The organism is Streptomyces sp. NPDC090077 (assembly GCF_044747545.1).
In the GTDB taxonomy this organism is placed as follows: Bacteria; Actinomycetota; Actinomycetes; order Streptomycetales; family Streptomycetaceae; genus Streptomyces.
The window spans coordinates 84345-105750 of sequence record NZ_JBIVEG010000011.1 but is presented as its reverse complement, the minus strand read 5'-3'; the positions used below and the strand labels follow the sequence as shown (position 1 = coordinate 105750).

Genomic DNA, 21406 nt, shown 5'->3' with positions numbered 1-21406 from the left:
AACGCCCCGGTTGTCCACCAAGATCCACTCGTGGCGCCGCGACGCGGGACCGTCGGTGTCGGAGGTGGTGCCGGATGGACGCGAAGGGCGTGGCACGACAGGCATTGGGCCGGTACGGCGAGGAGCTCGCCGCGCGGAGGCTGACCGAGTCGGGGATGGCGGTGATCGCCAGGAACTGGCGGTGCCGCACGGGGGAGATCGACATCGTCGCCCGCGACGGGGACGCCCTCGTCGTGTGCGAGGTCAAGACGCGCCGCGAGGGCGACTTCGAACACCCCATGGCCGCCCTCCGGGCCGGCAAGGCCGAGCGGCTGCGCCGGCTCGCCGGGCGGTGGCTCGCCGACCACGGGGGACCGCCGCCGGGCGGCGTGCGGATCGACCTCGTCGGAGTCCTGCTGCCCCGGCGCGGAGCGCCCGTGGTGGAGCACGTCAGGGGGGTGGCCTGATGGGGTTCGCGCGGGCCTGCTCGGTGGCCCTGGTGGGCGTCGAGGGCGTACTGGTGGAGGTGCAGGCCGACCTTGAGCCGGGGGTGGCGGCCTTCACCCTGGTGGGGCTGCCGGACAAGACCCTGGTCGAGAGCCGCGACCGGGTACGGGCCGCGGTGGCGAACTCGGGCGCCCCCTGGCCGCAGAAGAAGCTCACCGTCGGACTCAGTCCGGCGTCCGTGCCGAAGTCCGGCGCCCATTTCGACCTGGCCGTCGCCGCGGCCGTGCTGGGCGCCGCCGAGGTCGTCGACCCCCGGCGGATCGCCGACCTCGTGCTCATCGGGGAGCTGGGCCTCGACGGCCGGGTGCGCCCGGTGCGGGGCATCCTGCCCGCCGTGCTCGCCGCCGCGGACGCCGGGTACCGGCAGGTGGTGGTGCCGCAGCAGTGCGCCGCCGAGGCGACCCTGGTCCCGGACGTCTCGGTGCTGGGCGTCCGCAGCCTGCGGCAGCTGATCGCGGTGCTGACCGGCGGGGAGGTACCCGAGGAGGACCCCCCGGCGCAGGACGGGCGCCCCGATCCGATGCTCGCCGGGCTGGTCCTGCCCGGTGCCGGGCTCGGCACGGGCCTCTCGGGCCGCGGCGACGCCGCCGACTTCCCCGACCTCGCCGACGTCGCGGGGCAGCACGGCGCCCGCCGGGCCCTGGAGGTGGCGGCCTCGGGGGGCCACCACCTCTTCCTCAGCGGGCCCCCGGGCGCGGGCAAGACGATGCTCGCCGAGCGGCTGCCCTGGCTGCTGCCGCCGCTCACCCGACAGGACTCCCTGGAGGTGACGGCCGTCCACTCGGTCGCGGGAATCCTGCCGCCCGGCGAACCGCTGGTCGCCCGGGCCCCGTACTGCGCCCCGCACCACTCCGCGACCATGCAGTCGCTGGTCGGCGGCGGGGCCGGGATCCCCAGGCCCGGAGCGGTCTCCCTGGCCCACAAGGGCGTGCTCTTCCTGGACGAGGCCGCGGAGTTCAGCGGCAAGGTGCTGGACGCCCTGCGGCAGCCCCTCGAAGCCGGGCACGTGGTCATCGCCAGGGCCGCCGGGGTGGTACGGCTGCCCGCCCGCTTCCTGATGGTCCTCGCGGCCAACCCCTGTCCCTGCGGCCGCCACAGCCTGACCGGGCCCGGCTGCGAATGCCCCGCCTCGGTGATCCGGCGTTACCAGGCCAGGCTGTCCGGGCCGTTGCTCGACCGGGTCGACCTGCGGGTCGAGGTGGAGCCGGTCACCCGCTCCGACCTGCTCGGCCGGGGCGGCCGCGGGGAGGCCACCGCCGCCGTCGCCGACCGGGTCCGCGAGGCCCGCGACCGGGCCGCCGCCCGGCTCGCCGACACCCCCTGGCGGCTCAACTCCGAGGTGCCCGGGCACGAGCTGCGCACCCGCTGGCCCGCCGGACCCGGTGCCCTGGCCCTGGCCGAGCGGGACATGGAGCGCGGGCTGCTCACCGCCCGGGGGCTCGACCGGGTGCTGCGGGTCGCCTGGACCGTCGCCGACCTGCGGGGCCGCGACCGCCCCGACGCGCTGGACGCGGCCGTCGCGCTGGAGCTGCGCACCGGGATCGCCCGGGGATCCGTACGGGCCGTGGGGGCGGGGCCGTGAGCGCGCCGGAGCCGCCCGGCCCCGAGGCCCTGGCCCGGGCCGCGTTGACCCGGGTGCTGGAGCCGGGCGACCAGCACGGCGGGCGTTGGATCCGGGAGCTCGGGGCCGCCGCCGTGCTGGAGCTCCTGACCGGCCCCGGCCCGGAGCCCGGCCCGCTGACCGGGGTGGGGCCCGAGCGGCTCGCCGGGTACCGGGGGCGGGCCGCCGCCGCGGACCCCCTGCGGGACCTGGAGGACGCCGCCCGCCAGGGCATCCGCTTCGTGTGCCCCGGCTCGGCGGAGTGGCCGACCCAGCTGGACGACCTCGGCGACGCCCGGCCCGTCGGGCTCTGGCTGCGCGGCCGCCCGCACCTGCGGACCTGGGCCCTGCGCTCGGTCGCCGTGGTCGGGGCCCGGGCGTGCACCCCGTACGGGGCCCACATGGCACAGACCCTGGCCGCCGGGCTCGCCGAGCGCGGCTGGGTGGTGGTCTCGGGGGCGGCGTACGGGATCGACGGCGCCGCCCACCGCGGGGCCCTCGCCTCGGGCGGAGCCACCGCGGCGGTCCTGGCCTGCGGGGTGGACACCGCCTACCCGCGCGGCCACGCCGGACTCCTGGGCGGGATCACCCGCCAGGGGCTGGTCCTCGGCGAACTGCCGCCCGGCAGCCACCCCACCCCGAGCCGGTTCGTGCTGCGCAACCGGGTCATCGCCGCCCTCACCCGGGGCACGGTGGTCGTGGAGGCCGCCCACCGCAGCGGCTCCCTCGTCACCGCCCGCCGCGCCCAGCAGCTGGGCCGCCTCACCATGGGCGTACCCGGCCCGGCCACCAGCGGGCTCTCGGCCGGGGTGCACGAGCTGCTGCGCGGCGAGGCGGTGCTCGTCACCGACGCCGACGAGATCGTCGAACTCGTCGGCGACATGGGCGAACTGGCCCCCGCCCGGCGCGGCCCGGTGCACGCCCGGGACCTGCTGGCCCCCGGCGCCGCGCGGGTCCTGGAAGCGCTCCCCGCGGGCCGCCCGGCGGGCCTCGCCGAGATCGCCCTCGCCGCGGCTGCCGGCACCGATGAAGTCATCGGCAGACTGTACGAACTTCACTCTCTGGGGTTCGTCGAACGGCAGGGCGACGGCTGGCGGTTGACCCCGCGGACGTCGCGAGAGGGGGTGCAATCCGAGGCCGACCGGCGAGGCGGTCGTTGACCTGGGGCGTTCCGGTGAAAGAGTGACGGCGATGACAGACGCGGTCCTCCCGGTGGCAGTCGCCGGGACCGTGCGCGAGGCGCCGGTCCCGGGCCGCCCGCGCGAGGGCGGACGCCCCTGGGCCTCCGCGGCATCCCGTACTCTTCGCGCACCGCGACACTTCCGTCACGCTACGCTCCCAAGGAATCCCGCTCCGGCAAAGGCGAAGCATGCCCCAGCACACCTCAGGGTCCGACCGCGCTGCGGTGCCCCCCGCTGCCCGTGGCAGCGTGCGGTCCACCGCGCCCTCGTCCCTGGAGGTGCTCTGGCGCTCATACAAGGACTCGGGCGACGAGCGGCTGCGGGAGCAGCTGATCCTGCACTACTCGCCCCTGGTGAAATACGTGGCGGGCCGGGTCAGCGTGGGCCTGCCGCCCAACGTGGAGCAGGCCGACTTCGTCTCCTCCGGGGTCTTCGGACTGATCGACGCGATCGAGAAGTTCGACATCGAACGCTCCATCAAGTTCGAGACGTACGCCATCACCAGGATCCGCGGCGCGATGATCGACGAGCTGCGCGCGCTGGACTGGATCCCGCGCTCGGTGCGGCAGAAGGCGCGGGCCGTCGAGCGCGCCTACGCGACCCTGGAGGCCCAGCTGCGGCGCACCCCCACCGAGGGTGAGGTCGCGGGGGAGATGGGCATCGCTGTGGAGGAACTCCACACGGTCTTCAGCCAGTTGTCCCTGGCCAACGTGGTCGCCCTCGAAGAGCTGCTGCACGTGGGCGGGGAGGGCGGGGACCGCCTCTCCCTGATGGACACCCTGGAGGACACCGCCGCCGACAACCCGGTCGAGGTCGCCGAGGACCGGGAGCTGCGCCGGCTGCTCGCGCGGGCCATCAACACCCTCCCGGAGCGGGAGAAGACCGTGGTCACGCTCTACTACTACGAGGGCCTGACCCTCGCCGAGATCGGCAACGTGCTGGGTGTCACCGAGAGCCGGGTCAGCCAGATCCACACCAAATCCGTGCTCCAGCTGCGCGCCAAACTCGCTGACGTCGGCCGCTGAGGCCGGCCGGCCGGCGGTCGCCCCGCCGGTGGGGCCGACACCCCTTGCGGGACCTCCGTACAGTGGAGACGTGCCCAGGATTCGAGCGGCCTCCGTGGCCGAGCACCGGTCGATGCAGCGCGGCGCCCTGTTGGACGCCGCACGTTCCCTGTTGTCCGAAGGCGGGACGGAAGCCCTGACCTTCCCCGCCCTCGCGGAGCGGACCGGGCTCGCCCGGTCGTCCGTGTACGAGTACTTCCGGTCCCGCGCGGCCGTCGTCGAAGAGCTGTGCGCGGTGGACTTCCCCGTCTGGGCCGCCGAGATCGAGGCGGCGATGGAAGGGGCGCCCACGCCGGAGGCGAAGATCGAGGCCTACGTGCGCACCCAGCTGGGGCTGATCGGGGACCGGCGCCACCGCGCGGTGGTGGCGATCTCCGCCGGCGAGCTGGACGCGGGCGCGCGGGAGAAGATCCGCGCCGCGCACGGCGGCCTCGTCGCGATGATCGTCGAGGCCCTGGGCGCCCTCGGGCTGCCGGAGCCCCGGCTGTCCGCGATGCTGCTCCAGGGCGTCGTGGACGCCGCGGCCCGCCGGATCGAGCTCGGCGCCGCCGAGGACCCGGCCGTGATCACCGAGACCGCCGTCTCCATGGCCCTGCGGGGCGTCACCACCTGAGGGCCGCCGCCCCCGGGCCCGGTGCCCCGGCCCGGGAAGCGCCCGGCAGCAGCCGGGGCGTGGGGGCGGGGAGCAGCGCCAGCGGGTTCAGGTAGGCGTCCTCGCCCGCCAGCAGGCCCCAGTGCAGGCAGGGGCCGGGGCAGTGGGAGCCCTCCGTGAGCACCGCCACCACCTGCCCCGCCGCGACAGCCTCCCCTTGCGCCACCAGCGGCCGCACCGGCTCGTACGTCGTGCGCAGGCCGCCGGGGAGGGTGAGCGAGAGCACCCCGCGCCCCGCCACCCGCCCCGCGAAGTGCACCCGTCCGGGCCCCACGGCCCGGACCTCGGCCCCGGCCGGCGCCGACAGGTCCACCCCGCGGTGGCCGGCCGCGTACGGGGTCGGCGGCGGGTCCCACCAACGCGCCACGGACAACGGCGCGGGCAGGGGGCGCGCGCCCCGCACCCCGCCCGCCGCGCCCCCGCCGTGCACCGGTGCGACAACCGCCGGGGAGGCGCGGTCCGCGGCCTCCGGCCCGGCCGGGGGCGGTGGGGCGGGAAGCGGCAGGGGCAGCGCCAGCAGCAGGATGAGCAGCAGTTTCGTCATGCCCGGCAGGATCCCGCGGGCCCGGCCCGAGCGGCCCGCGCCTGTGGACGGCCGAAAGGGTGTGGACAACGGCGTCACCCGGCATACCGCCGGGTCCCGTACACTTCTTGTGGCGATCCGGGTCACCGGGTCGACTTCGCACGCCCCAGCGCCGACCGGTTCCGGTCAGGTGAAAGCGTCTCTCGGTCCCTCACAGGGGCAGGGCGCGGCGGGGCGTCAGGAACCAAAACCGAGAAACCAAGGAGATGGCCATGGCCGTCGTAACGATGCGGGAGCTGCTGGAGAGCGGCGTCCACTTCGGTCACCAGACCCGTCGCTGGAACCCGAAGATGAAGCGCTTCATCTTCACCGAGCGCAACGGCATCTACATCATCGACCTGCTCCAGTCGCTGTCGTACATCGACCGCGCCTACGAGTTCGTGAAGGAGACCGTCGCGCACGGTGGCTCCATCATGTTCGTCGGTACGAAGAAGCAGGCGCAGGAGGCCATCGCCGAGCAGGCGACCCGCGTCGGCATGCCGTACGTCAACCAGCGCTGGCTGGGTGGCATGCTCACCAACTTCTCCACCGTCTACAAGCGCCTGCAGCGTCTGAAGGAGCTTGAGGCGATCGACTTCGAGGACGTCGCCGCCTCGGGTCTCACCAAGAAGGAGCTCCTGGTCCTCTCCCGCGAGAAGGCCAAGCTGGAGAAGACCCTCGGTGGTATCCGCGAGATGTCGAAGGTTCCCAGCGCCGTCTGGATCGTCGACACCAAGAAGGAGCACATCGCCGTCGGTGAGGCGCGCAAGCTGCACATCCCGGTCGTCGCGATCCTCGACACCAACTGCGACCCCGACGAGGTCGACTACAAGATCCCGGGCAACGACGACGCGATCCGCTCCGTCACCCTGCTCACCCGCGTGATCGCCGACGCCGTCGCCGAGGGCCTCATCGCCCGCTCCGGCGCTGCGACCGGCGACTCGAAGCCGGGCGAGAAGGCCGCCGCCGAGCCGCTCGCCGAGTGGGAGCGCGACCTGCTCGAGGGCGAGAAGAAGGCCGACGCCGAGGCCCCCGCGGCCGAGGCCCCGGCCGCCGAGGCTGTCGTCGAGGCCCCGGCCGCCGACGCCGAGCAGGCCTGACCCACTGAGAGCGCCCGGCGTTCATCCGCCGGGCACTCGCAGCACGGACGATGACGGCGGGGGAGCCGCGCCACGAGCGCGCTCCTCCGCCGTTCACCCGTAGATCTACGACTTCGAGAGAGAATCACAGACTCATGGCGAACTACACCGCCGCTGACGTCAAGAAGCTCCGCGAGCTCACCGGCGCCGGCATGCTGGACTGCAAGAACGCGCTCGTCGAGGCCGACGGTGACGTCACCAAGGCCAACGAGATCCTGCGCGTCAAGGGCCTGAAGGGCGTCGCCAAGCGCGAGGGCCGTTCCGCCGAGAACGGTGCCGTCACCTCCCTGATCTCCGAGGACGCCGCCTCCGGCGTGCTCGTCGAGCTCAAGTGCGAGACGGACTTCGTGGCCAAGAGCCCGAAGTTCCTGGCCGTCGCCGACCAGCTCGCCGCCCACGTGGCCGCCACCAAGCCCGCCGACATCGAGGCGCTGCTGGCGTCCGAGATCGAGGCCGGCAAGACCGTCCAGGCGTTCGTGGACGAGGCCAACGCCAACCTCGGCGAGAAGATCGTCCTGGACCGCTTCGCGGCGTACGAGGGTGCCTTCGTGGCCTCCTACATGCACCGCACCATGCCCGACCTGCCCCCGCAGATCGGTGTCCTGGTCGAGCTGGACAAGGCCGACGCCGACCTGGCCAAGGGCATCGCCCAGCACATCGCCGCCTTCGCGCCGAAGTACCTCACCGCCGAGGACGTCCCGGCCGAGATCGTCGAGTCCGAGCGCCGCGTCGCCGAGGAGACCACCCGCGCCGAGGGCAAGCCCGAGGCCGCGATCGCCAAGATCGTCGAGGGTCGCGTCAACGGCTTCTTCAAGGACGCCACGCTGCTCGGCCAGCCCTACGCGCTGGACAACAAGAAGTCCGTCCAGAAGGTTCTGGACGAGGCCGGTGTCACCCTGAAGCGCTTCACCCGCATCAAGGTCGGCATCTGAGTCCGTCCGTACGCGACGGACGCCGGACCCCGTATAGGGTCTGAAGCAGTCGTCCGCGCTTGCGCAGGACGACCGCAGATCTGACGAGGAGGCCATTGCCGCAGAGGGAACCGCGAGGACCCACCGGCAATGGCCTTCTTCGTATGTGCACGAGGAGATCTCCATGAATCAGGGCGTGGACCCCCACACCGCATCCGACGACAAGAGCGACCACGAGAAGAAGGGTCGCCGCTTCATGCTGAAGCTCTCCGGCGAAGCCTTCTCCGGCGGCGGCGGACTGGGTGTCGACCCCGACGTCGTGCACGCCATCGCCCGCGAGATCGCGGCCGTGGTCCGCGACGGCGCCGAGATCGCGATCGTCATCGGCGGCGGCAACTTCTTCCGCGGCGCGGAGCTTCAGCAGCGCGGCATGGACCGGGCACGGTCCGACTACATGGGCATGCTCGGCACCGTCATGAACTGCCTCGCCCTCCAGGACTTCCTGGAGAAGGAGGGCATCGACAGCCGGGTGCAGACCGCCATCACCATGGGGCAGGTCGCGGAGCCGTACATCCCGCTCCGCGCCGTGCGCCACCTGGAGAAGGGCCGCGTCGTCATCTTCGGCGCCGGCATGGGCATGCCCTACTTCTCCACCGACACCACGGCCGCCCAGCGTGCCCTGGAGATCGACGCCGAAGCCCTGCTCATGGGCAAGAACGGTGTCGACGGGGTCTACGACTCCGACCCGAAGACCAACCCGGACGCGGTGAAGTTCGACGCGCTGGAGTACAGCGAGGTGCTGTCCCGGGACCTCAAGGTCGCCGACGCCACGGCCATCACGCTGTGCCGCGACAACCAGCTGCCGATCCTGGTGTTCGAGCTGCTCGCCGAAGGCAATATCGCCCGCGCCGTCAAGGGTGAGAAGATCGGCACGCTCGTGAGCGACCAGGGCACCCGGGCCTGAGCCCACCGAGCCGGGCCCCCCGGGGCCCGGTCCGGGCGGCCCGGACCGCCCGCGCCCGCCTGAACCATCCATATCTGACATGCAGGAGCACGTGGTGATCGAAGAAATCCTCCTCGAGGCCGAGGAGAAGATGGAGAAGGCCGTCGTCGTCGCCAAGGAAGACTTCGCCGCGATCCGCACCGGTCGTGCGCACCCGGCGATGTTCAACAAGATCGTGGCGGACTACTACGGTGCCATCACGCCCATCAACCAGCTCGCCTCCTTCGCCGTGCCCGAGCCGCGCATGGCGATCGTGACGCCGTTCGACGCCTCCGCGCTGCGCAACATCGAGCAGGCGATCCGCGACTCGGACCTCGGTGTCAACCCGAGCAACGACGGCCGCATCATCCGGGTGACCTTCCCGGAGCTGACGCAGGACCGCCGCAAGGAGTTCATCAAGGTCGCCAAGACCAAGGCCGAGGACTCCAAGGTCTCCATCCGCTCCGTGCGCCGCAAGGCCAAGGACGCCCTCGACAAGCTGGTCAAGGACAAGGAGGCCGGCGAGGACGAGGTGCGCCGCGCCGAGAAGGAGCTCGACGACACCACCGCGAAGTACGTCGCGCAGGTGGACGAGCTGCTCAAGCACAAGGAATCCGAGCTCCTCGAGGTCTGATGAACGACTCTCCCTGGGCCGCTGAGCCGGTTCCGGCGGGTCCCGCATACGATGCGCGGGTGGGCCCGCAGACTGCGCCCATGCCCATCGTGCCCGATGCCGCCGGCCGTGCCTTCGACGACCGGGAAGTACGCGATCGGGGGGCCGCCTTCGCCGGCGGCCCCCCGTTCCGCGCCGAGACGCCGTTGCAGGAGCCCATGCCCAGCCCCCCGCCTCCGCCTCCGCAGGCCCCGCAGGACGCCTCGCCCCCGCCGCAGAAGAAGCGCGCGGGGCGGGATCTGCGTGCCGCCATAGGGGTCGGCGTCGGCCTCGGCGCGGTGATCTTCGCCTCGCTGCTCATCGTCAAGGCCGTCTTCGTCGGCGTCATCGTCGTCGCGGTCGTGGTCGGCCTGTGGGAGCTCACCTCCCGGCTCCAGGAGAAGAAGGGCATCAAGGCCCCGCTGGTCCCGCTCGCGGTCGGCGGCGCGGCGATGATCATCGCCGGGTACGTCCGCGGGGCCGAGGGCGCCTGGGTGGCCATGGCGCTCACCGCCCTGGCCGTCCTCGTGTGGCGGATGACGGAGCCCCCCGAGGACTACCTCAAGGACGTCACGGCCGGCGTCTTCGCGGCGTTCTACGTGCCCTTCCTGGCCACGTTCGTCGCGATGCTGCTGACCCCCGACGACGGTCCGCAGCGGGTGATGACCTTCCTGCTCCTGACGGTGGTCAGCGACACCGGGGCCTACGCCGTGGGCTGGCGCTTCGGCAAGACCAAGCTCGCCCCGCGCATCAGCCCCGGCAAGACCCGCGAGGGGCTCTTCGGGGCGGTGGCCTTCGCGATGGTGGCCGGCGCCCTGTGCATGGAGTTCCTGATCGACGGCGGTGCCTGGTGGCAGGGCCTGCTGCTGGGCCTCGCGGTGGCCGTCAGCGCCACCCTCGGCGACCTCGGCGAGTCGATGATCAAGCGTGACCTGGGCATCAAGGACATGGGCACGCTGCTCCCGGGCCACGGCGGCATCATGGACCGGCTGGACTCGCTGCTGCCGACCGCTCCGGTGGTCTGGCTGCTGCTGGCGGCGTTCGTCGGCACCGGCTGACGGGCCGGGGCCGGGTTATCCTGGAGGGCGCGCCGTGTTCCACGCGGCGCGCCCTTTCCGTCCGGCGGCCGAGTCGCCGCGGACCGGCCCTGCACGCGCGGGGTGACCCCCACCCCGTCGTACCGAGGAGTACCGCATGGCCCCCCGTCCCGTTCCGGGCGAGCTCACCTTCGTCGCGCCCCGCGGAGCGAAGAAGCCGCCCCGCCACCTCGCCGACCTCACCCCGGCCGAGCGGCGCGAGGCGGTGGCCGCGATCGGCGAGAAGCCGTTCCGGGCCAAGCAGCTCTCCCAGCACTACTTCGCCCGCTACGCGCACGACCCGGCCGAGTGGACCGACATCCCGGCCGGCTCCCGCGAGAAGCTCCAGCAGGAGCTGCTGCCGGAGCTGATGAACGTCGTGCGGCACATCAGCTGCGACAACGACACCACCCGCAAGACCCTGTGGAAGCTGCACGACGGCACGCTCGTCGAGTCCGTGCTGATGCGCTACCCCGACCGGGTCACCATGTGCATCTCCTCGCAGGCCGGCTGCGGCATGAACTGCCCGTTCTGCGCCACCGGCCAGGCGGGCCTGGACCGCAACCTCTCCACCGCCGAGATCGTGCACCAGATCGTCGACGGCATGCGCGCCCTGCGCGACGGCGAGGTCCCCGGCGGCCCGGCCCGGCTGTCCAACATCGTCTTCATGGGCATGGGCGAGCCGCTCGCGAACTACAAGCGCGTCGTCGGCGCCATTCGCCGCCTCACCGACCCGGAGCCCGACGGCCTGGGCCTGTCGCAGCGCGGCATCACCGTCTCCACCGTCGGCCTGGTCCCCGCGATGCTGCGGTTCGCCGACGAGGGCTTCAAGTGCCGCCTCGCGGTCTCCCTGCACGCCCCGGACGACGAGCTGCGCGACACCCTCGTCCCGGTGAACACCCGCTGGAAGGTCCGCGAGGTCCTCGACGCGGCCTGGGAGTACGCGGAGAAGTCCGGCCGCCGGATCTCCATCGAGTACGCCCTGATCCGCGACATCAACGACCAGGCCTGGCGCGGCGACCTGCTCGGCCGCCTGCTCAAGGGCAAGCGCGTGCACGTCAACCTGATCCCGCTGAACCCGACGCCGGGCTCGAAGTGGACCGCCTCGCGCCCCGAGGACGAGAAGGCCTTCGTCGAGGCGATCGCCCGCCACGGCGTGCCGGTGACCGTCCGTGACACCCGCGGTCAGGAGATCGATGGCGCGTGCGGCCAGCTCGCTGCATCGGAACGCTAGATTCCGGTCACTGGCCGGGGTGAATCGGCCACGGGGTACCCTGTGGCCGAACCAATTGCATATTCCGACAGGGGAGCGCCACAGCGCTGAGAGTGCGGTATCCGTCATCCGCAGACCCTCTGAACCTCGCCCCGGTCATTCGGGGTAGGAAGTTCGGTCACCACTCAAGCTGTTGCGCCCTGCCCGGCGTCCGCTCGCACAGAGCGCCGGGCAGGGCCGCGTCTTCTCCTGGTCATCCCAGGAGGAATCACCAGTGAGCACCACCAAGAAGATCGCGGGCGCCGCGCTCGCGGCCGCGCTCGGCGTCACCACGCTCAGCGCCTGTGGCGGCGGCGACGCCAAGGACTCGTCCGCGGGCGCGACCGACGCCCCGAAGTCCAAGACGGTCACGCTCGTCTCCCACGACTCCTTCAACGTGACCGACACGGTCCTCAAGGAGTTCGAGCAGCAGAGCGGCTACACCGTGAAGGTGCTGAAGTCCGGCGACGCCGGCTCCGCCCTCAACCAGGAGATCCTCACCAAGGGCTCCCCGCGCGGCGACGTCTTCTTCGGCGTCGACAACACCCTGCTCTCGCGCGCCCTCGACAACGGGGTCTTCACCCCCTACGAGGCCAAGGGCCTGGACACGGTGAAGCCCGAGTTCGTGCTCGACAAGCAGCACCGGGTCACCCCGGTCGACTCCGGCGACATCTGCGTCAACTACGACAAGGCGTACTTCGCCGACAAGAAGATCGCCCCGCCGCAGACGCTGGACGACCTGGTCAAGCCGGAGTACAAGAACCTGCTGGTCACCGAGAACGCCGCGACCTCCTCGCCCGGCCTCGGCTTCCTCCTCGCCTCCGTCGGCAAGTACGGCGAGGAGGGCTGGAAGGACTACTGGAGCAAGCTCAAGGCCAACGGCGTCGAGGTCGTCGACGGCTGGGAGCAGGCCTACAACGAGCGCTTCTCCGGCTCCGCCGGCGGCAAGAAGGCCAAGGGCGACCGCCCGCTGGTCGTCTCCTACGCCTCCAGCCCGCCGGTCGAGGTCCTCTACGGCGAGCCGCAGCCGGCCGAGGCGCCCACGGGCGTGGCCACCGGCACCTGCTTCCGCCAGATCGAGTTCGCGGGCCTGCTCAAGGGCGCGAAGAACGAGGAGGGCGGCAAGGCCCTGGTCGACTTCCTGGTCTCCAAGAAGTTCCAGGAGGACATGCCGCTCCAGATGTTCGTGAACCCGGTCGTCAAGGACGCGAAGCTGCCCGACCTGTTCACGAAGCACGGCGTCGTGGTCGAGAAGCCGGAGAACGTCACTCCGGAGGCCATCGCCAAGAACCGTGAGCAGTGGGTCAAGACGTGGTCCTCGCTCGTCGTGAAGTAGAGCGCCTCCCCGCGGAGGGCGGGCGCGCCACGGCCGTCAGACTCGCTCTGATGGCCGTGCCGCTCGCCTTCTTCGGACTGTTCTTCGCCTATCCCGTCGCCGCGATCGTCGGCCGCGGGCTCAGGACGGACGAGGGCTGGCAGTTCGGCCGGTTCGGAGAGGTCCTCGCCCGGCCCGACATCGCCGGCGTGCTGTGGTTCACCACCTGGCAGGCGCTCGCGTCGACCGCCCTCACCCTGCTCCTCGCACTGCCGGGCGCGTACGTCTTCGCGCGCCTGGAGTTCCCGGGCAAGCAGCTGCTGCGCGCGCTGGTCACCGTCCCCTTCGTGCTGCCGACCGTGGTCGTCGGCAGCGCCTTCCTGGCGCTGGTCGGGCGGGGCGGGCTGCTCGACGAGCTGTGGGGCGTCCGGCTCGACACCACCGTGTGGGCGATCCTGCTCGCCCACGTCTTCTTCAACTACGCCGTCGTGGTGCGGACGGTCGGCGGCCTGTGGGCGCAGCTGGACCCGCGCCAGGAGGAGGCCGCCCGGGTGCTGGGCGCCGGGCGGTTCGCGGCGTGGCGGCGGGTGACGCTGCCCGCGCTCGGGCCGGCGGTGGCCGCGGCCTCGCTGATGGTGTTCCTGTTCACGTTCAGCTCCTTCGGCGTCGTGCAGATCCTCGGCGGGCCCGCGTACGCCACCCTGGAGGTGGAGGTCTACCGGCAGACGGCGCAGCTGCTGGACCTGCCGACCGCCGCCGTGCTGACGATGGTGCAGTTCGCGGCGATCGCCGGCGTCCTCGCCGTGCACGCCCGGACCGTGCGGCGCAGGGAGACCGCGCTGCGGCTGGTGGACCCGGCCCGCACCGCGCGGCCGCCGCACGGCTGGGGGCAGCGGACCCTGCTGGGCGGGGTGCTGCTGTCCGTGGCCCTGCTGATCGTGGCGCCGCTGGCGGTGCTGGTGGAGCGGTCCTTCGACGCGCCGGGCGGGTACGGCCTCGGCTTCTACCGGGCGCTGCAGGACGCGGGCGCCGGGGGCGGAACGTTTCTGGTGCCGCCGCTGGAGGCGATCTGGAACTCCCTCCAGTACGCGCTCGCCGCCACCGCCATCGCCCTGCTGGTCGGGGGGCTCGCGGCGGCCGCCCTCACCCGGCGCGGGGGCCGCTTCGTACGGGGCTTCGACGCGCTGCTGATGCTGCCGCTCGGGGTGTCCGCCGTGACGGTGGGCTTCGGGTTCCTGATCACCCTGGACGAGCCGCCGCTGGACCTGCGGACCTCGTGGATCCTGGTGCCGCTGGCGCAGGCGCTGGTCGGGGTGCCCTTCGTCGTACGGACCATGCTGCCGGTGCTGCGGGCCGTCGACGGCCGGCTGCGCGAGGCGGCGGCCGTGCTCGGGGCCTCGCCGCTGCGGGCCTGGCGGGAGGTGGACCTGCCGCTGGTGCGGCGGGCGCTGCTGATCGCGGCGGGCTTCGCCTTCGCGGTCTCGCTCGGCGAGTTCGGCGCGACCGTCTTCATCGCCCGGCCGGACCGCCCGACGCTGCCGGTGGCCGTGGCACGGCTGCTGGGGCGGGCCGGGGAGATGAACTACGGGCAGGCCATGGCCCTGAGCACGATTCTGATGCTGGTGTGCGCGGTGTCCCTGCTGGTGCTGGAGCGACTGCGACCCGACAAGACCTCGGGAGAGTTCTGATGACCCTGCTCCGGCTCGAAGGGGTGACGGTCCGCTTCGGCGACCGGGCGGTCGTGGACGCGGTCGACCTGGAGGTCGCCGAGCACGAGACCGTGTGCGTGCTCGGCCCCAGCGGCAGCGGCAAGTCCACCCTGCTGCGGGTGGTGGCCGGGCTCCAGCCGGTGTCCGGGGGACGGGTGCTGCTCGGCGGGGCCGACCAGACCGGGGTGCCGGTGCACCGGCGGGGGGTGGGCCTGATGTTCCAGGACCACCAGCTGTTCCCGCACCGGGACGTCGCCGGGAACGTCTCCTTCGGGCTGCGCGTGCGCGGCTCCGCCAAGGGCTCCGACGGGGCCCGGGTCGCGGAGCTGCTGGAGCTGGTCGGGCTCCCGGGGGCCCAGGGCCGGGCCGTCTCCTCGCTGTCCGGCGGGGAGCAGCAGCGGGTGGCCCTCGCCCGGGCCCTGGCCCCCTCGCCGCGGCTGCTGATGCTGGACGAGCCGCTGGGCCAGCTGGACCGGGGGCTGCGCGAGCGGCTGGTGGTCGAGCTCCGGGGGCTGTTCGCCCGGCTGGGCACCACCGTCCTGGCCGTCACCCACGACCAGGGCGAGGCCTTCGCGCTGGCCGACCGGGTGGTGGTGATGCGGGACGGGCGGATCGCGCAGGCCGGGACCCCGCTGGAGGTGTGGCAGCGGCCCGCGTCGGAGTTCGTGGCCCGCTTCCTCGGCTTCGAGAACGTGGTCCCGGGCACGGTGGCGGGTACCGCCGCCGCCACCGCGTGGGGCAGGGTGCCGGTCCCGGCCGGCACGCCCGAGGGGGAGCGGCGGCTGCTGGTCCGGCCGGCCGGGGTGGTGCTGAGCGAGGCCGGGCTGGGCTGCGTGGTGGAGTCCCGCACCTTCCGCGGCACGCACGTGGCCCTGCGGCTGAAGCCCGCGTCGGGGCCCGTGCTGGACGCCGAATGCGAGCTGGCCACCGCGCCGGCCGTGGGGGACCGGGTCGCGGTGGCGTTCAGCCCGTCGGAGGTCGTCGTCCTGCCGGAAGAGACGGCCTAGTCCCGGATGCCGTCGCAGGCGATCGGCAGGTGGCGCGGGCCGCGCAGGACCGCGTTCTGCCGGTAGGGCGGCGGGTCCTCCAGCAGCCGGGGGTTCTCCAGCCTGCGGGCCAGCTCGCTCAGGGCCAGCGCCCCCTCCAGCCGGGCCAGTGGAGCGCCGAAGCAGCTGTGGATGCCGCTGCCGAGGCCCAGGTGCTGGACGTCCGCGCGGTCCGGGTCGAACCGGTCGGGGTCCTCGAACCGCTTCGGGTCCCGGTTCCCCGAGGCCAGGATCAGCCAGAGCGAGGAGCCCTTGGGGATGGTCACCCCCGCGACGTCGATGTCGGACAGCGTGGTGCGCTGCGGCAGCAGCTGCACCGGCGGCTCGTAGCGCAGCAGCTCCTCCACGATCGGCACGCCCAGGTTCGGATCGGCGCGCAGCCGGGCCAGGTGCTCCGGGTGGCGCAGCAGGGTGAGCATGCCGTTCGTGATCAGGTTGACGGTGGTCTCGTGCCCCGCGATCAGCAGCAGGGCCGCGGTGCTGAGCACCTCCATCGTGGTCATGCTGCCGTCCGGCCCCTGCGCGGTCGCCAGCTCCGAGAGCATGTCCCCGGTGGGGTTCTTGCGCCGCTCCTCGATCAGCCCGGCCAGGTACATGCCGAGCTCCATCCGGGCGCCCTTCGTCTTCTCGGCCCGCTCGGCGGGATCGGCGTCCGGATCCGGGTCCAGGCTCGCGGCGAGGGTGTCGGCCCAGACGTGGAAGCGTGCCTCGTCCTCGGGGGGTACGCCGAGCAGCCGGCAGATCACGGTGACCGGGAACGGGTACGAGAACTGCTCGACCAGGTCGATCCGCGCGGGGTCGCCCTCCTTGACGATCGTGTCGATCAGCCCGTTGACGATGCCGCCCAGCTCACCGCGCATCTGCTCGACGCGGCGCGGCGAGTGCGGCGGCCCGAACGGGCGGTTCGTCATCCGGCGCAGCCGGTCGTGGTCGGGCGGGTCCAGCTTCAGGAAGGAGGGCGGCAGGACGCCCTCCCCGTCGTCCTCGCCCGCCTCGCCCAGCGGGTCGCCGGCGGCCGAGCTCAGGTTGCGGGCGTCGGAGCTGATCCGCGGATCGTGCAGCAGGCCCTTGATCTCGTGGTACGTGCTGAGGACGTACGGGCCGGTCCCGTCGTGGAACACCGGTGTCTCGCGGAGCTCCGCGTACAGGGGGTAGGGGTTGGCACGGCTGGAGTAGTCGAGGATCTGCCGCAGGATGCCTTCAGTCATGAGAGGTCCTCGTGCTCAGTTGTGCGCCGGCGTGAACGTCATCCGCCGGTCGGCCGGTGAGTAGCCGCTCAGGGTGATGGTCGGGCCGTGCGTGGGGACCGACGGGTCGGGGAAGTCCGCGTCCAGCGGCCTGTTCCCCTCGGGCCTGCGGTCCACCGTCGAGTAGGGCGGCGGGAACGGCGCGGTCTGCTCGATCTGCTGCTCGTAGAAGTCCAGCCAGCGGCACTGGTCGAAGGTGACGGCGCCGATGACGCGGCCCTGGTAGCCGTACACGCCGACGAAGCGGCGCTCGGCGCGCGAGCCCTGGGTGATGACGATCTCGGTCCCCATCGAGGGGACCCCGACCGATTTGATGTTCACCCCGAACTGGGAGGACCAGAAGGCCGGGACCCAGACGTGCGGGCGGCGCTGCGAGCTTTCGCTGAGCATGTTGTGCGCGGCCGTCTCGGCCTGCGCGACGGCGTTGCCCCAGTGCTCCAGGGACAGGAACTGGTAGCCGAAGAGGGCGTGCGGGGAGCGGGCCACGTCGCCGGCCACGTAGATGTCGTCGGTGACGATGCCCCAGATGTCGAAGGCCCGGCAGCCGGCGTCGCAGGCGATGCCGCGCGGGCCCGCGCCGAGTCCGGAGCCGGCCAGCCACTCGGTGTTGCGCTGGGCGCCGAGCGAGACGACGACCACCTCGGCCTCCAGCCGGGTGCCGTCGGAGAGCTGTGCGGAGCGGACCCTGCCGGACGAGTCGCCCTCCAGGCTGGTCACCATGATCCCGGTGCGCAGGTCCACCCCGTTCTCCCGGTGCATGTCGGCCGCGACGGCGCCGACCACCCCGCCGAGCGCGCCGACCAGGGGCCCGTCTCCGCGTTCCGCCACGGTGACGGCCAGGCCGCGCTCCCGGCAGGCGGAGGCGATCTCGGAGCCGGTGAACCCGGCGCCGATGACGAGCACCCGGCCCGGTTTGGCGGCGAGCGCGCGTTCCAGGGCCGCGCCGTCGTCCCGGGTGCGCAGGACGAAGACCCCGTCGAGGGCTCCCTCCTCGGGCTTGGGCCACGGCCGGGCGCGGACGCCGGTGGCGATCAGCAGCCGGTCGTACTCCACCTCGTCCCCGTCGGCGAGGCGGACCCGGCGGGCCGCCATGTCCAGACCGGCGGCGGGTACGCCGAGCCGCCACTTGGCGTCGATGTCCCGGCGGCGGGGGAGGGCCGTGCGGTCCGCGGTCGCCTTGCCGAGCAGGACCTGCTTGGACAGCGGGGGCCGGTCGTACGGTTCGTGGGGTTCGTCGCCGATCATCGTCAGGGATCCCGTGAACCCCTTTTCGCGCAGGGTCTCGGCGGCCCTCAGGCCGGCCAGGGAGGCCCCCACGACGACGATGCGTCCTTCGCGCTTGAGCCGCTCAAGGGCTGCGTCACCGCTCACCACGCGCCTCCGTGGTCGACAGGGACCCGTTCACCGCGTCCAGCAGGATGGCCCGGACGGGGCAGGCGTGGACGGCGCGGACGACGTCCTCGCGGTGCTCCTCGTCGGGCTCCGGGTCGTAGAGCAGGGACTCGTCGCCGTGCATGGCGAAGACGTCCGGTGCGAGGAACGCGCACTGCGCGTACCCCTGGCACCGGTTGAGGTCCACGACAAGCCTCATGGGGCATCAGCCTTTCCGTGACCTGTTGACCCCCACCGCCCCCGACACCCTCCCGGTCTCCAGCATGCGCGCGCGACCCGTATGGCGCCTGCCGGGAGGGGGAGGGCCCGGAATCAGGCCGTCTGACGCAGGTTGGTGCGCAGGACGTGGACGCTGACGACCATCACCCAGAACGGGAAGACCAGCTCCGCCCAGGGCACGCCCGAGCCGAGGAGGAGCAGCACCAGTCCGGTGGCGAGGCCGAGCGCGACCAGCGGGCGCGGGAAGACGCCGAGCCGGCGCCCGATGGTCGAGGTCACGAAGACGAAGACGGCCGCCATGCGCATCGCGTAGGTCGTGAGGACGGTGTACGCGAAGGGGCGGCCGAACCCGGACGGCGCGGGGGCCTCCTGGAGCACCGTGCCGGCGGCCGCGGCGGCGACGAAGAGACTGGCGACGAAGAGGTAGCCGCTGCCGAGGAACACCGTCGAGACGAACCGGTCCTCCCCGTCGCCGGAGTGGGAGCGCAGGGCCCCCATGAACCACAGGAAGAAGATCCCGGCGAAGGGGACGATCTCCAGGGCCAGCCGGACGGCCCAGCGGTCGGCCTCGGCGACCGGGGCGTCGGAGGGGTTCCCGGAGGGGATGGCGAGCCTCATCAGCACGATCGCCAGCGCGAGCAGTACGGCGAAGACGAGCCCGGCCGTCCCTGCGGCCCGGGGCGTGCGCATCCGCGTGGTGGTGGACTCCATGCCTTCAGCAGGCGGCACCCGCCGGGCCCCCGCCACCGGGGGGACCCCACGGGAGTGAATCCGCGGCCCGGTCCGCCGGGCCGCGGAGCCGGGTCAGTGCACCGGTGCCGGCACGGGCTCCTCGGCGGGCTCCTCGGCCCCGTCGTGGTTGCCGTACCAGGCGACGGCGACGGCGCCGGCGACCGCCAGGACGAAGCCGGTCACCGCGAGCCAGGCCAGGCCCGGGCGGGAGGCGTCGCCGAGCCACAGGACGCCGATCGCGCCCGGGAGCACGGTCTCGCCGACGACCAGGGCGGCGGTGGCGCCGTTGACCGAGCCGATCTGGAGGGCGACCGTGTGCAGGTACATGCCGCCGAAGCCCGCGATGAGGATGGCGTACAGCGCCGGGTCGGTGGCGAGGGCGAAGGGGTCGAAGGGGTCCACTCCGTTGAGGATGCGCACGCCGACGCCCAGCGCGCCGAAGGCCAGACCCGACAGCAGGCCCGCGAGGATCGCGGCCCGGGCGCCGAGGAAGCGCACGGCCACCGTGCCGCCGACGATGATGACCAGGGTCACGGCCAGCAGCCACCAGTGGGTGGCCATGGGGGCGTGGTGGTCGCCCTCGTGGCCGGCGGCGGTCGCCAGCAGCACCAGCGCCGCGCAGACGACGCCGATCGAGGTCCATTCCTTGCGGGTCAGCCGGATGCCCAGCATCTTCACGCTGAGCACGGCGGTGATCACCAGGTTGGCGCTGATCACCGTCTGGGAGAGGAACAGGGGCAGCATGCGGGCCGCCAGCGCGCCCAGTCCGAAGCCCACGAAGTCCAGGATGGTGCCGACGATGAACTCCCAGGTCATCGCGGCCTTGGCGGTGGAGGCCAGGTTCGGTCCGCCGTGGGCGGTCACACCGGCGGCGGCCGGGGACATCCGGGCGGCGCGGCGTGAACCCACGGCTTGCAGGACAGAGCCCGTGCCGTAGCAGATGGACGCCGCGACAGCGGTCAGCAGGCCTATGAGCACAGAAGGCTCCGTTCAACGTCTGGCAGGTAAGGCGGTACCTCTGCCAGACGTCATAACGGGCCGGGAAGTTGCCTCCGCAAGGGAGTTCGTTGACCGGTTCTTTGCCCTGCCGGGGCTCAGGCCATGGCGGCGAGCGCGTCCGGGACCTCTTCCACCGAGTCCACCAGCGCGATCCGCGCCTCCATCGCCCGGCCCGAGGCCAGCGCCCGCAGCAGCGGCCAGACGGGCAGCCGCTCGGTCCAGTGGGCGCGGCCGACCAGGACCATCGGGGTCGGCTCGGACCGCGACTCGTAGTAGTTCGGCGTCGCGTTGTCGAAGACCTCCTGCACGGTGCCCGCCGCGCCCGGCAGGAAGACCACGCCCGCGTTGGACCGGGCGAGCAGCCCGTCCTCGCGGGTGGCGTTCGCGAAGTACTTGGCGATCTGCCCGGCGAAGGCGTTCGGCGGCTCGTGGCCGTAGAACCAGGTGGGGATGCCGACCGAGTCCCCGCCGCTGGGCCAGCGCTCCCGCACGGTGAAGGCCGCGCGCGCCCAGTCGGAGACCGACGGGGTGAAGGAGGGCACCTTCGCCAGCAGCTCCAGCGCCTCGGGCAGCGCCTCGTCCGGAGCGGGCGCCAGGTAGGCGCCGAGGTTGGCGGCCTCCATCGCGCCGGGGCCGCCGCCGGTGGCGACGGTCAGTCCGGACCGGGCCAGGGTCCGGCCCAGTTCCGCCGCGCCGCGGTAGTCCGTACCGCCCCGGGCCATGGCGTGGCCGCCCATCACGCCGATGACGCGGGCACCCGAGAGGTGTTCGTCGAGGGCGTCGGAGACGGCGTCGTCGTGAATGGAGCGGAGCATCGAGGAGAAGACGTCGCCGTCGGACTTGGTCTCCTGGAACCAGGCGTAGGCCTCGGCGTCCGGGGTGGTCTCGTAGCCTTCGGCCAGACCGGTGAAGAGCTCCTCGGCCGTGTACAGCAGACCCCGGTACGGATTGAACGGCAGGTCCGGTATCGGCGGGAAGACGAGCGCCCCGTCCGCGCGGACCTTCGCCGAGGCGTCGGGTTCCATCGCGCAGCCCAGGAAGACGGCCGCGGAGGTGTCGGCGGACAGCAGGGCGAAGGTCCGCTCCAGGAGGTTGACCGACTGGATCCGGTAGCCGCTCAGGGAGCCCCGGGCCACGACCCGGTCGAACTCGGCGAGCGTCTCGATCTCGATGTCTGCGTTGACCATTCG

The 21406-nt window shown here is 72.8% G+C and carries 21 protein-coding genes and 1 riboswitch; of the genes, 14 read left to right on the top strand and 7 right to left on the bottom strand.

The genetic code is table 11. The features are described 5' to 3' along the window. The first annotated feature begins 74 nt into the window (after positions 1-74). From ACIPW5_RS19960 to ACIPW5_RS19940, 5 genes are all read left to right on the top strand, one after another. On the top strand, positions 75-446 hold the full coding sequence (locus ACIPW5_RS19960) for a YraN family protein (RefSeq protein WP_401246440.1): 372 nt from the start codon (positions 75-77) through the stop codon (positions 444-446). Further along, entirely contained in the window at positions 446-2068 is a 1623-nt protein-coding gene (locus ACIPW5_RS19955; RefSeq protein WP_401246438.1) for a YifB family Mg chelatase-like AAA ATPase, read from the top strand. The genes ACIPW5_RS19960 and ACIPW5_RS19955 overlap by 1 nt, the downstream gene beginning before the upstream one ends. Further along, entirely contained in the window at positions 2065-3246 is a 1182-nt protein-coding gene (dprA, locus tag ACIPW5_RS19950; protein WP_401246435.1) for a DNA-processing protein DprA, read from the top strand. Before ACIPW5_RS19955 ends, dprA begins: the two co-directional genes overlap by 4 nt. A 209-nt stretch (positions 3247-3455) precedes the next feature. Then, on the top strand, positions 3456-4292 hold the full coding sequence (whiG, locus tag ACIPW5_RS19945) for an RNA polymerase sigma factor WhiG (RefSeq protein WP_401246432.1): 837 nt from the start codon (positions 3456-3458) through the stop codon (positions 4290-4292). A gap of 94 nt (positions 4293-4386) precedes the next feature. Further along, positions 4387-4944, top strand: coding sequence for a TetR/AcrR family transcriptional regulator (locus tag ACIPW5_RS19940; protein ID WP_401246715.1), 558 nt, complete (start codon positions 4387-4389; stop codon positions 4942-4944). Here ACIPW5_RS19940 and ACIPW5_RS19935 read toward each other — a convergent pair. Then, entirely contained in the window at positions 4934-5527 is a 594-nt protein-coding gene (locus tag ACIPW5_RS19935) for a M23 family metallopeptidase (RefSeq protein ID WP_401246429.1), read from the bottom strand. The two genes, ACIPW5_RS19940 and ACIPW5_RS19935, sit on opposite strands and share 11 nt — an antisense overlap. 251 nt (positions 5528-5778) lie before the next feature. On the opposite strand from ACIPW5_RS19935, the gene rpsB reads away from it, so the two are divergent. The 9 genes from rpsB to ACIPW5_RS19890 all read left to right on the top strand — a co-directional run bounded on the left by rpsB (position 5779) and on the right by ACIPW5_RS19890 (position 15588). Further along, positions 5779-6645, top strand: coding sequence for a 30S ribosomal protein S2 (gene rpsB, locus ACIPW5_RS19930; RefSeq protein WP_401246426.1), 867 nt, complete (start codon positions 5779-5781; stop codon positions 6643-6645). A 134-nt stretch (positions 6646-6779) separates the two neighbouring features. Further along, positions 6780-7616 (top strand): translation elongation factor Ts, encoded by an 837-nt coding sequence (gene tsf, locus ACIPW5_RS19925; protein ID WP_401246423.1) that lies wholly within the window; start codon positions 6780-6782, stop codon positions 7614-7616. Positions 7617-7779: 163 nt separating this feature from the next. Beyond that, the gene (pyrH, locus tag ACIPW5_RS19920; RefSeq protein WP_249768016.1) at positions 7780-8559 is read left to right on the top strand and encodes a UMP kinase; all 780 of its coding nucleotides are present in this window, start codon (positions 7780-7782) and stop codon (positions 8557-8559) included. A gap of 94 nt (positions 8560-8653) precedes the next feature. Next, positions 8654-9211 (top strand): ribosome recycling factor, encoded by a 558-nt coding sequence (frr, locus tag ACIPW5_RS19915; RefSeq protein ID WP_401246419.1) that lies wholly within the window; start codon positions 8654-8656, stop codon positions 9209-9211. Then, positions 9211-10287, top strand: coding sequence for a phosphatidate cytidylyltransferase (locus ACIPW5_RS19910; RefSeq protein WP_401246417.1), 1077 nt, complete (start codon positions 9211-9213; stop codon positions 10285-10287). The genes frr and ACIPW5_RS19910 overlap by 1 nt, the downstream gene beginning before the upstream one ends. 136 nt (positions 10288-10423) lie before the next feature. Then, on the top strand, positions 10424-11539 hold the full coding sequence (gene rlmN / locus ACIPW5_RS19905; RefSeq protein WP_401246414.1) for a 23S rRNA (adenine(2503)-C(2))-methyltransferase RlmN: 1116 nt from the start codon (positions 10424-10426) through the stop codon (positions 11537-11539). 59 nt (positions 11540-11598) lie between these two features. Then, positions 11599-11708: riboswitch (TPP riboswitch) on the top strand. A gap of 84 nt (positions 11709-11792) precedes the next feature. Then, positions 11793-12893 carry a thiamine ABC transporter substrate binding subunit gene (locus ACIPW5_RS19900; RefSeq protein ID WP_401246411.1) on the top strand — a complete coding sequence of 367 codons (1101 nt, stop codon included), beginning with the start codon at positions 11793-11795 and terminating at the stop codon, positions 12891-12893. A gap of 50 nt (positions 12894-12943) precedes the next feature. Beyond that, a complete protein-coding gene (locus ACIPW5_RS19895; protein ID WP_401246408.1) occupies positions 12944-14560 on the top strand; it encodes an ABC transporter permease in 1617 nt (538 codons plus the stop codon). Further along, positions 14560-15588 (top strand): ABC transporter ATP-binding protein, encoded by a 1029-nt coding sequence (locus tag ACIPW5_RS19890; RefSeq protein ID WP_401246405.1) that lies wholly within the window; start codon positions 14560-14562, stop codon positions 15586-15588. Before ACIPW5_RS19895 ends, ACIPW5_RS19890 begins: the two co-directional genes overlap by 1 nt. Here the strand turns inward: ACIPW5_RS19890 and ACIPW5_RS19885 are convergent. The 6 genes from ACIPW5_RS19885 to ACIPW5_RS19860 all read right to left on the bottom strand — a co-directional run bounded on the left by ACIPW5_RS19885 (position 15585) and on the right by ACIPW5_RS19860 (position 21403). Then, complete coding sequence (locus tag ACIPW5_RS19885; protein WP_401246402.1) at positions 15585-16835, bottom strand: cytochrome P450; 1251 nt, start codon at positions 16833-16835, stop codon at positions 15585-15587. The two genes, ACIPW5_RS19890 and ACIPW5_RS19885, sit on opposite strands and share 4 nt — an antisense overlap. A 15-nt stretch (positions 16836-16850) precedes the next feature. Then, the gene (locus ACIPW5_RS19880) at positions 16851-18245 is read right to left on the bottom strand and encodes an NAD(P)/FAD-dependent oxidoreductase (RefSeq protein WP_401246399.1); all 1395 of its coding nucleotides are present in this window, start codon (positions 18243-18245) and stop codon (positions 16851-16853) included. Continuing rightward, a complete protein-coding gene (locus ACIPW5_RS19875) occupies positions 18235-18465 on the bottom strand; it encodes a ferredoxin (RefSeq protein ID WP_401246396.1) in 231 nt (76 codons plus the stop codon). The genes ACIPW5_RS19880 and ACIPW5_RS19875 overlap by 11 nt, the downstream gene beginning before the upstream one ends. Positions 18466-18578: 113 nt before the next feature. Beyond that, positions 18579-19196 (bottom strand): hypothetical protein, encoded by a 618-nt coding sequence (locus ACIPW5_RS19870; RefSeq protein WP_401246394.1) that lies wholly within the window; start codon positions 19194-19196, stop codon positions 18579-18581. A gap of 93 nt (positions 19197-19289) precedes the next feature. Further along, positions 19290-20195 (bottom strand): hypothetical protein, encoded by a 906-nt coding sequence (locus ACIPW5_RS19865; RefSeq protein ID WP_401246391.1) that lies wholly within the window; start codon positions 20193-20195, stop codon positions 19290-19292. Positions 20196-20311: 116 nt separating this feature from the next. After that, positions 20312-21403 (bottom strand): LOG family protein, encoded by a 1092-nt coding sequence (locus ACIPW5_RS19860; protein ID WP_401246388.1) that lies wholly within the window; start codon positions 21401-21403, stop codon positions 20312-20314. Positions 21404-21406 lie beyond the last annotated feature (3 nt).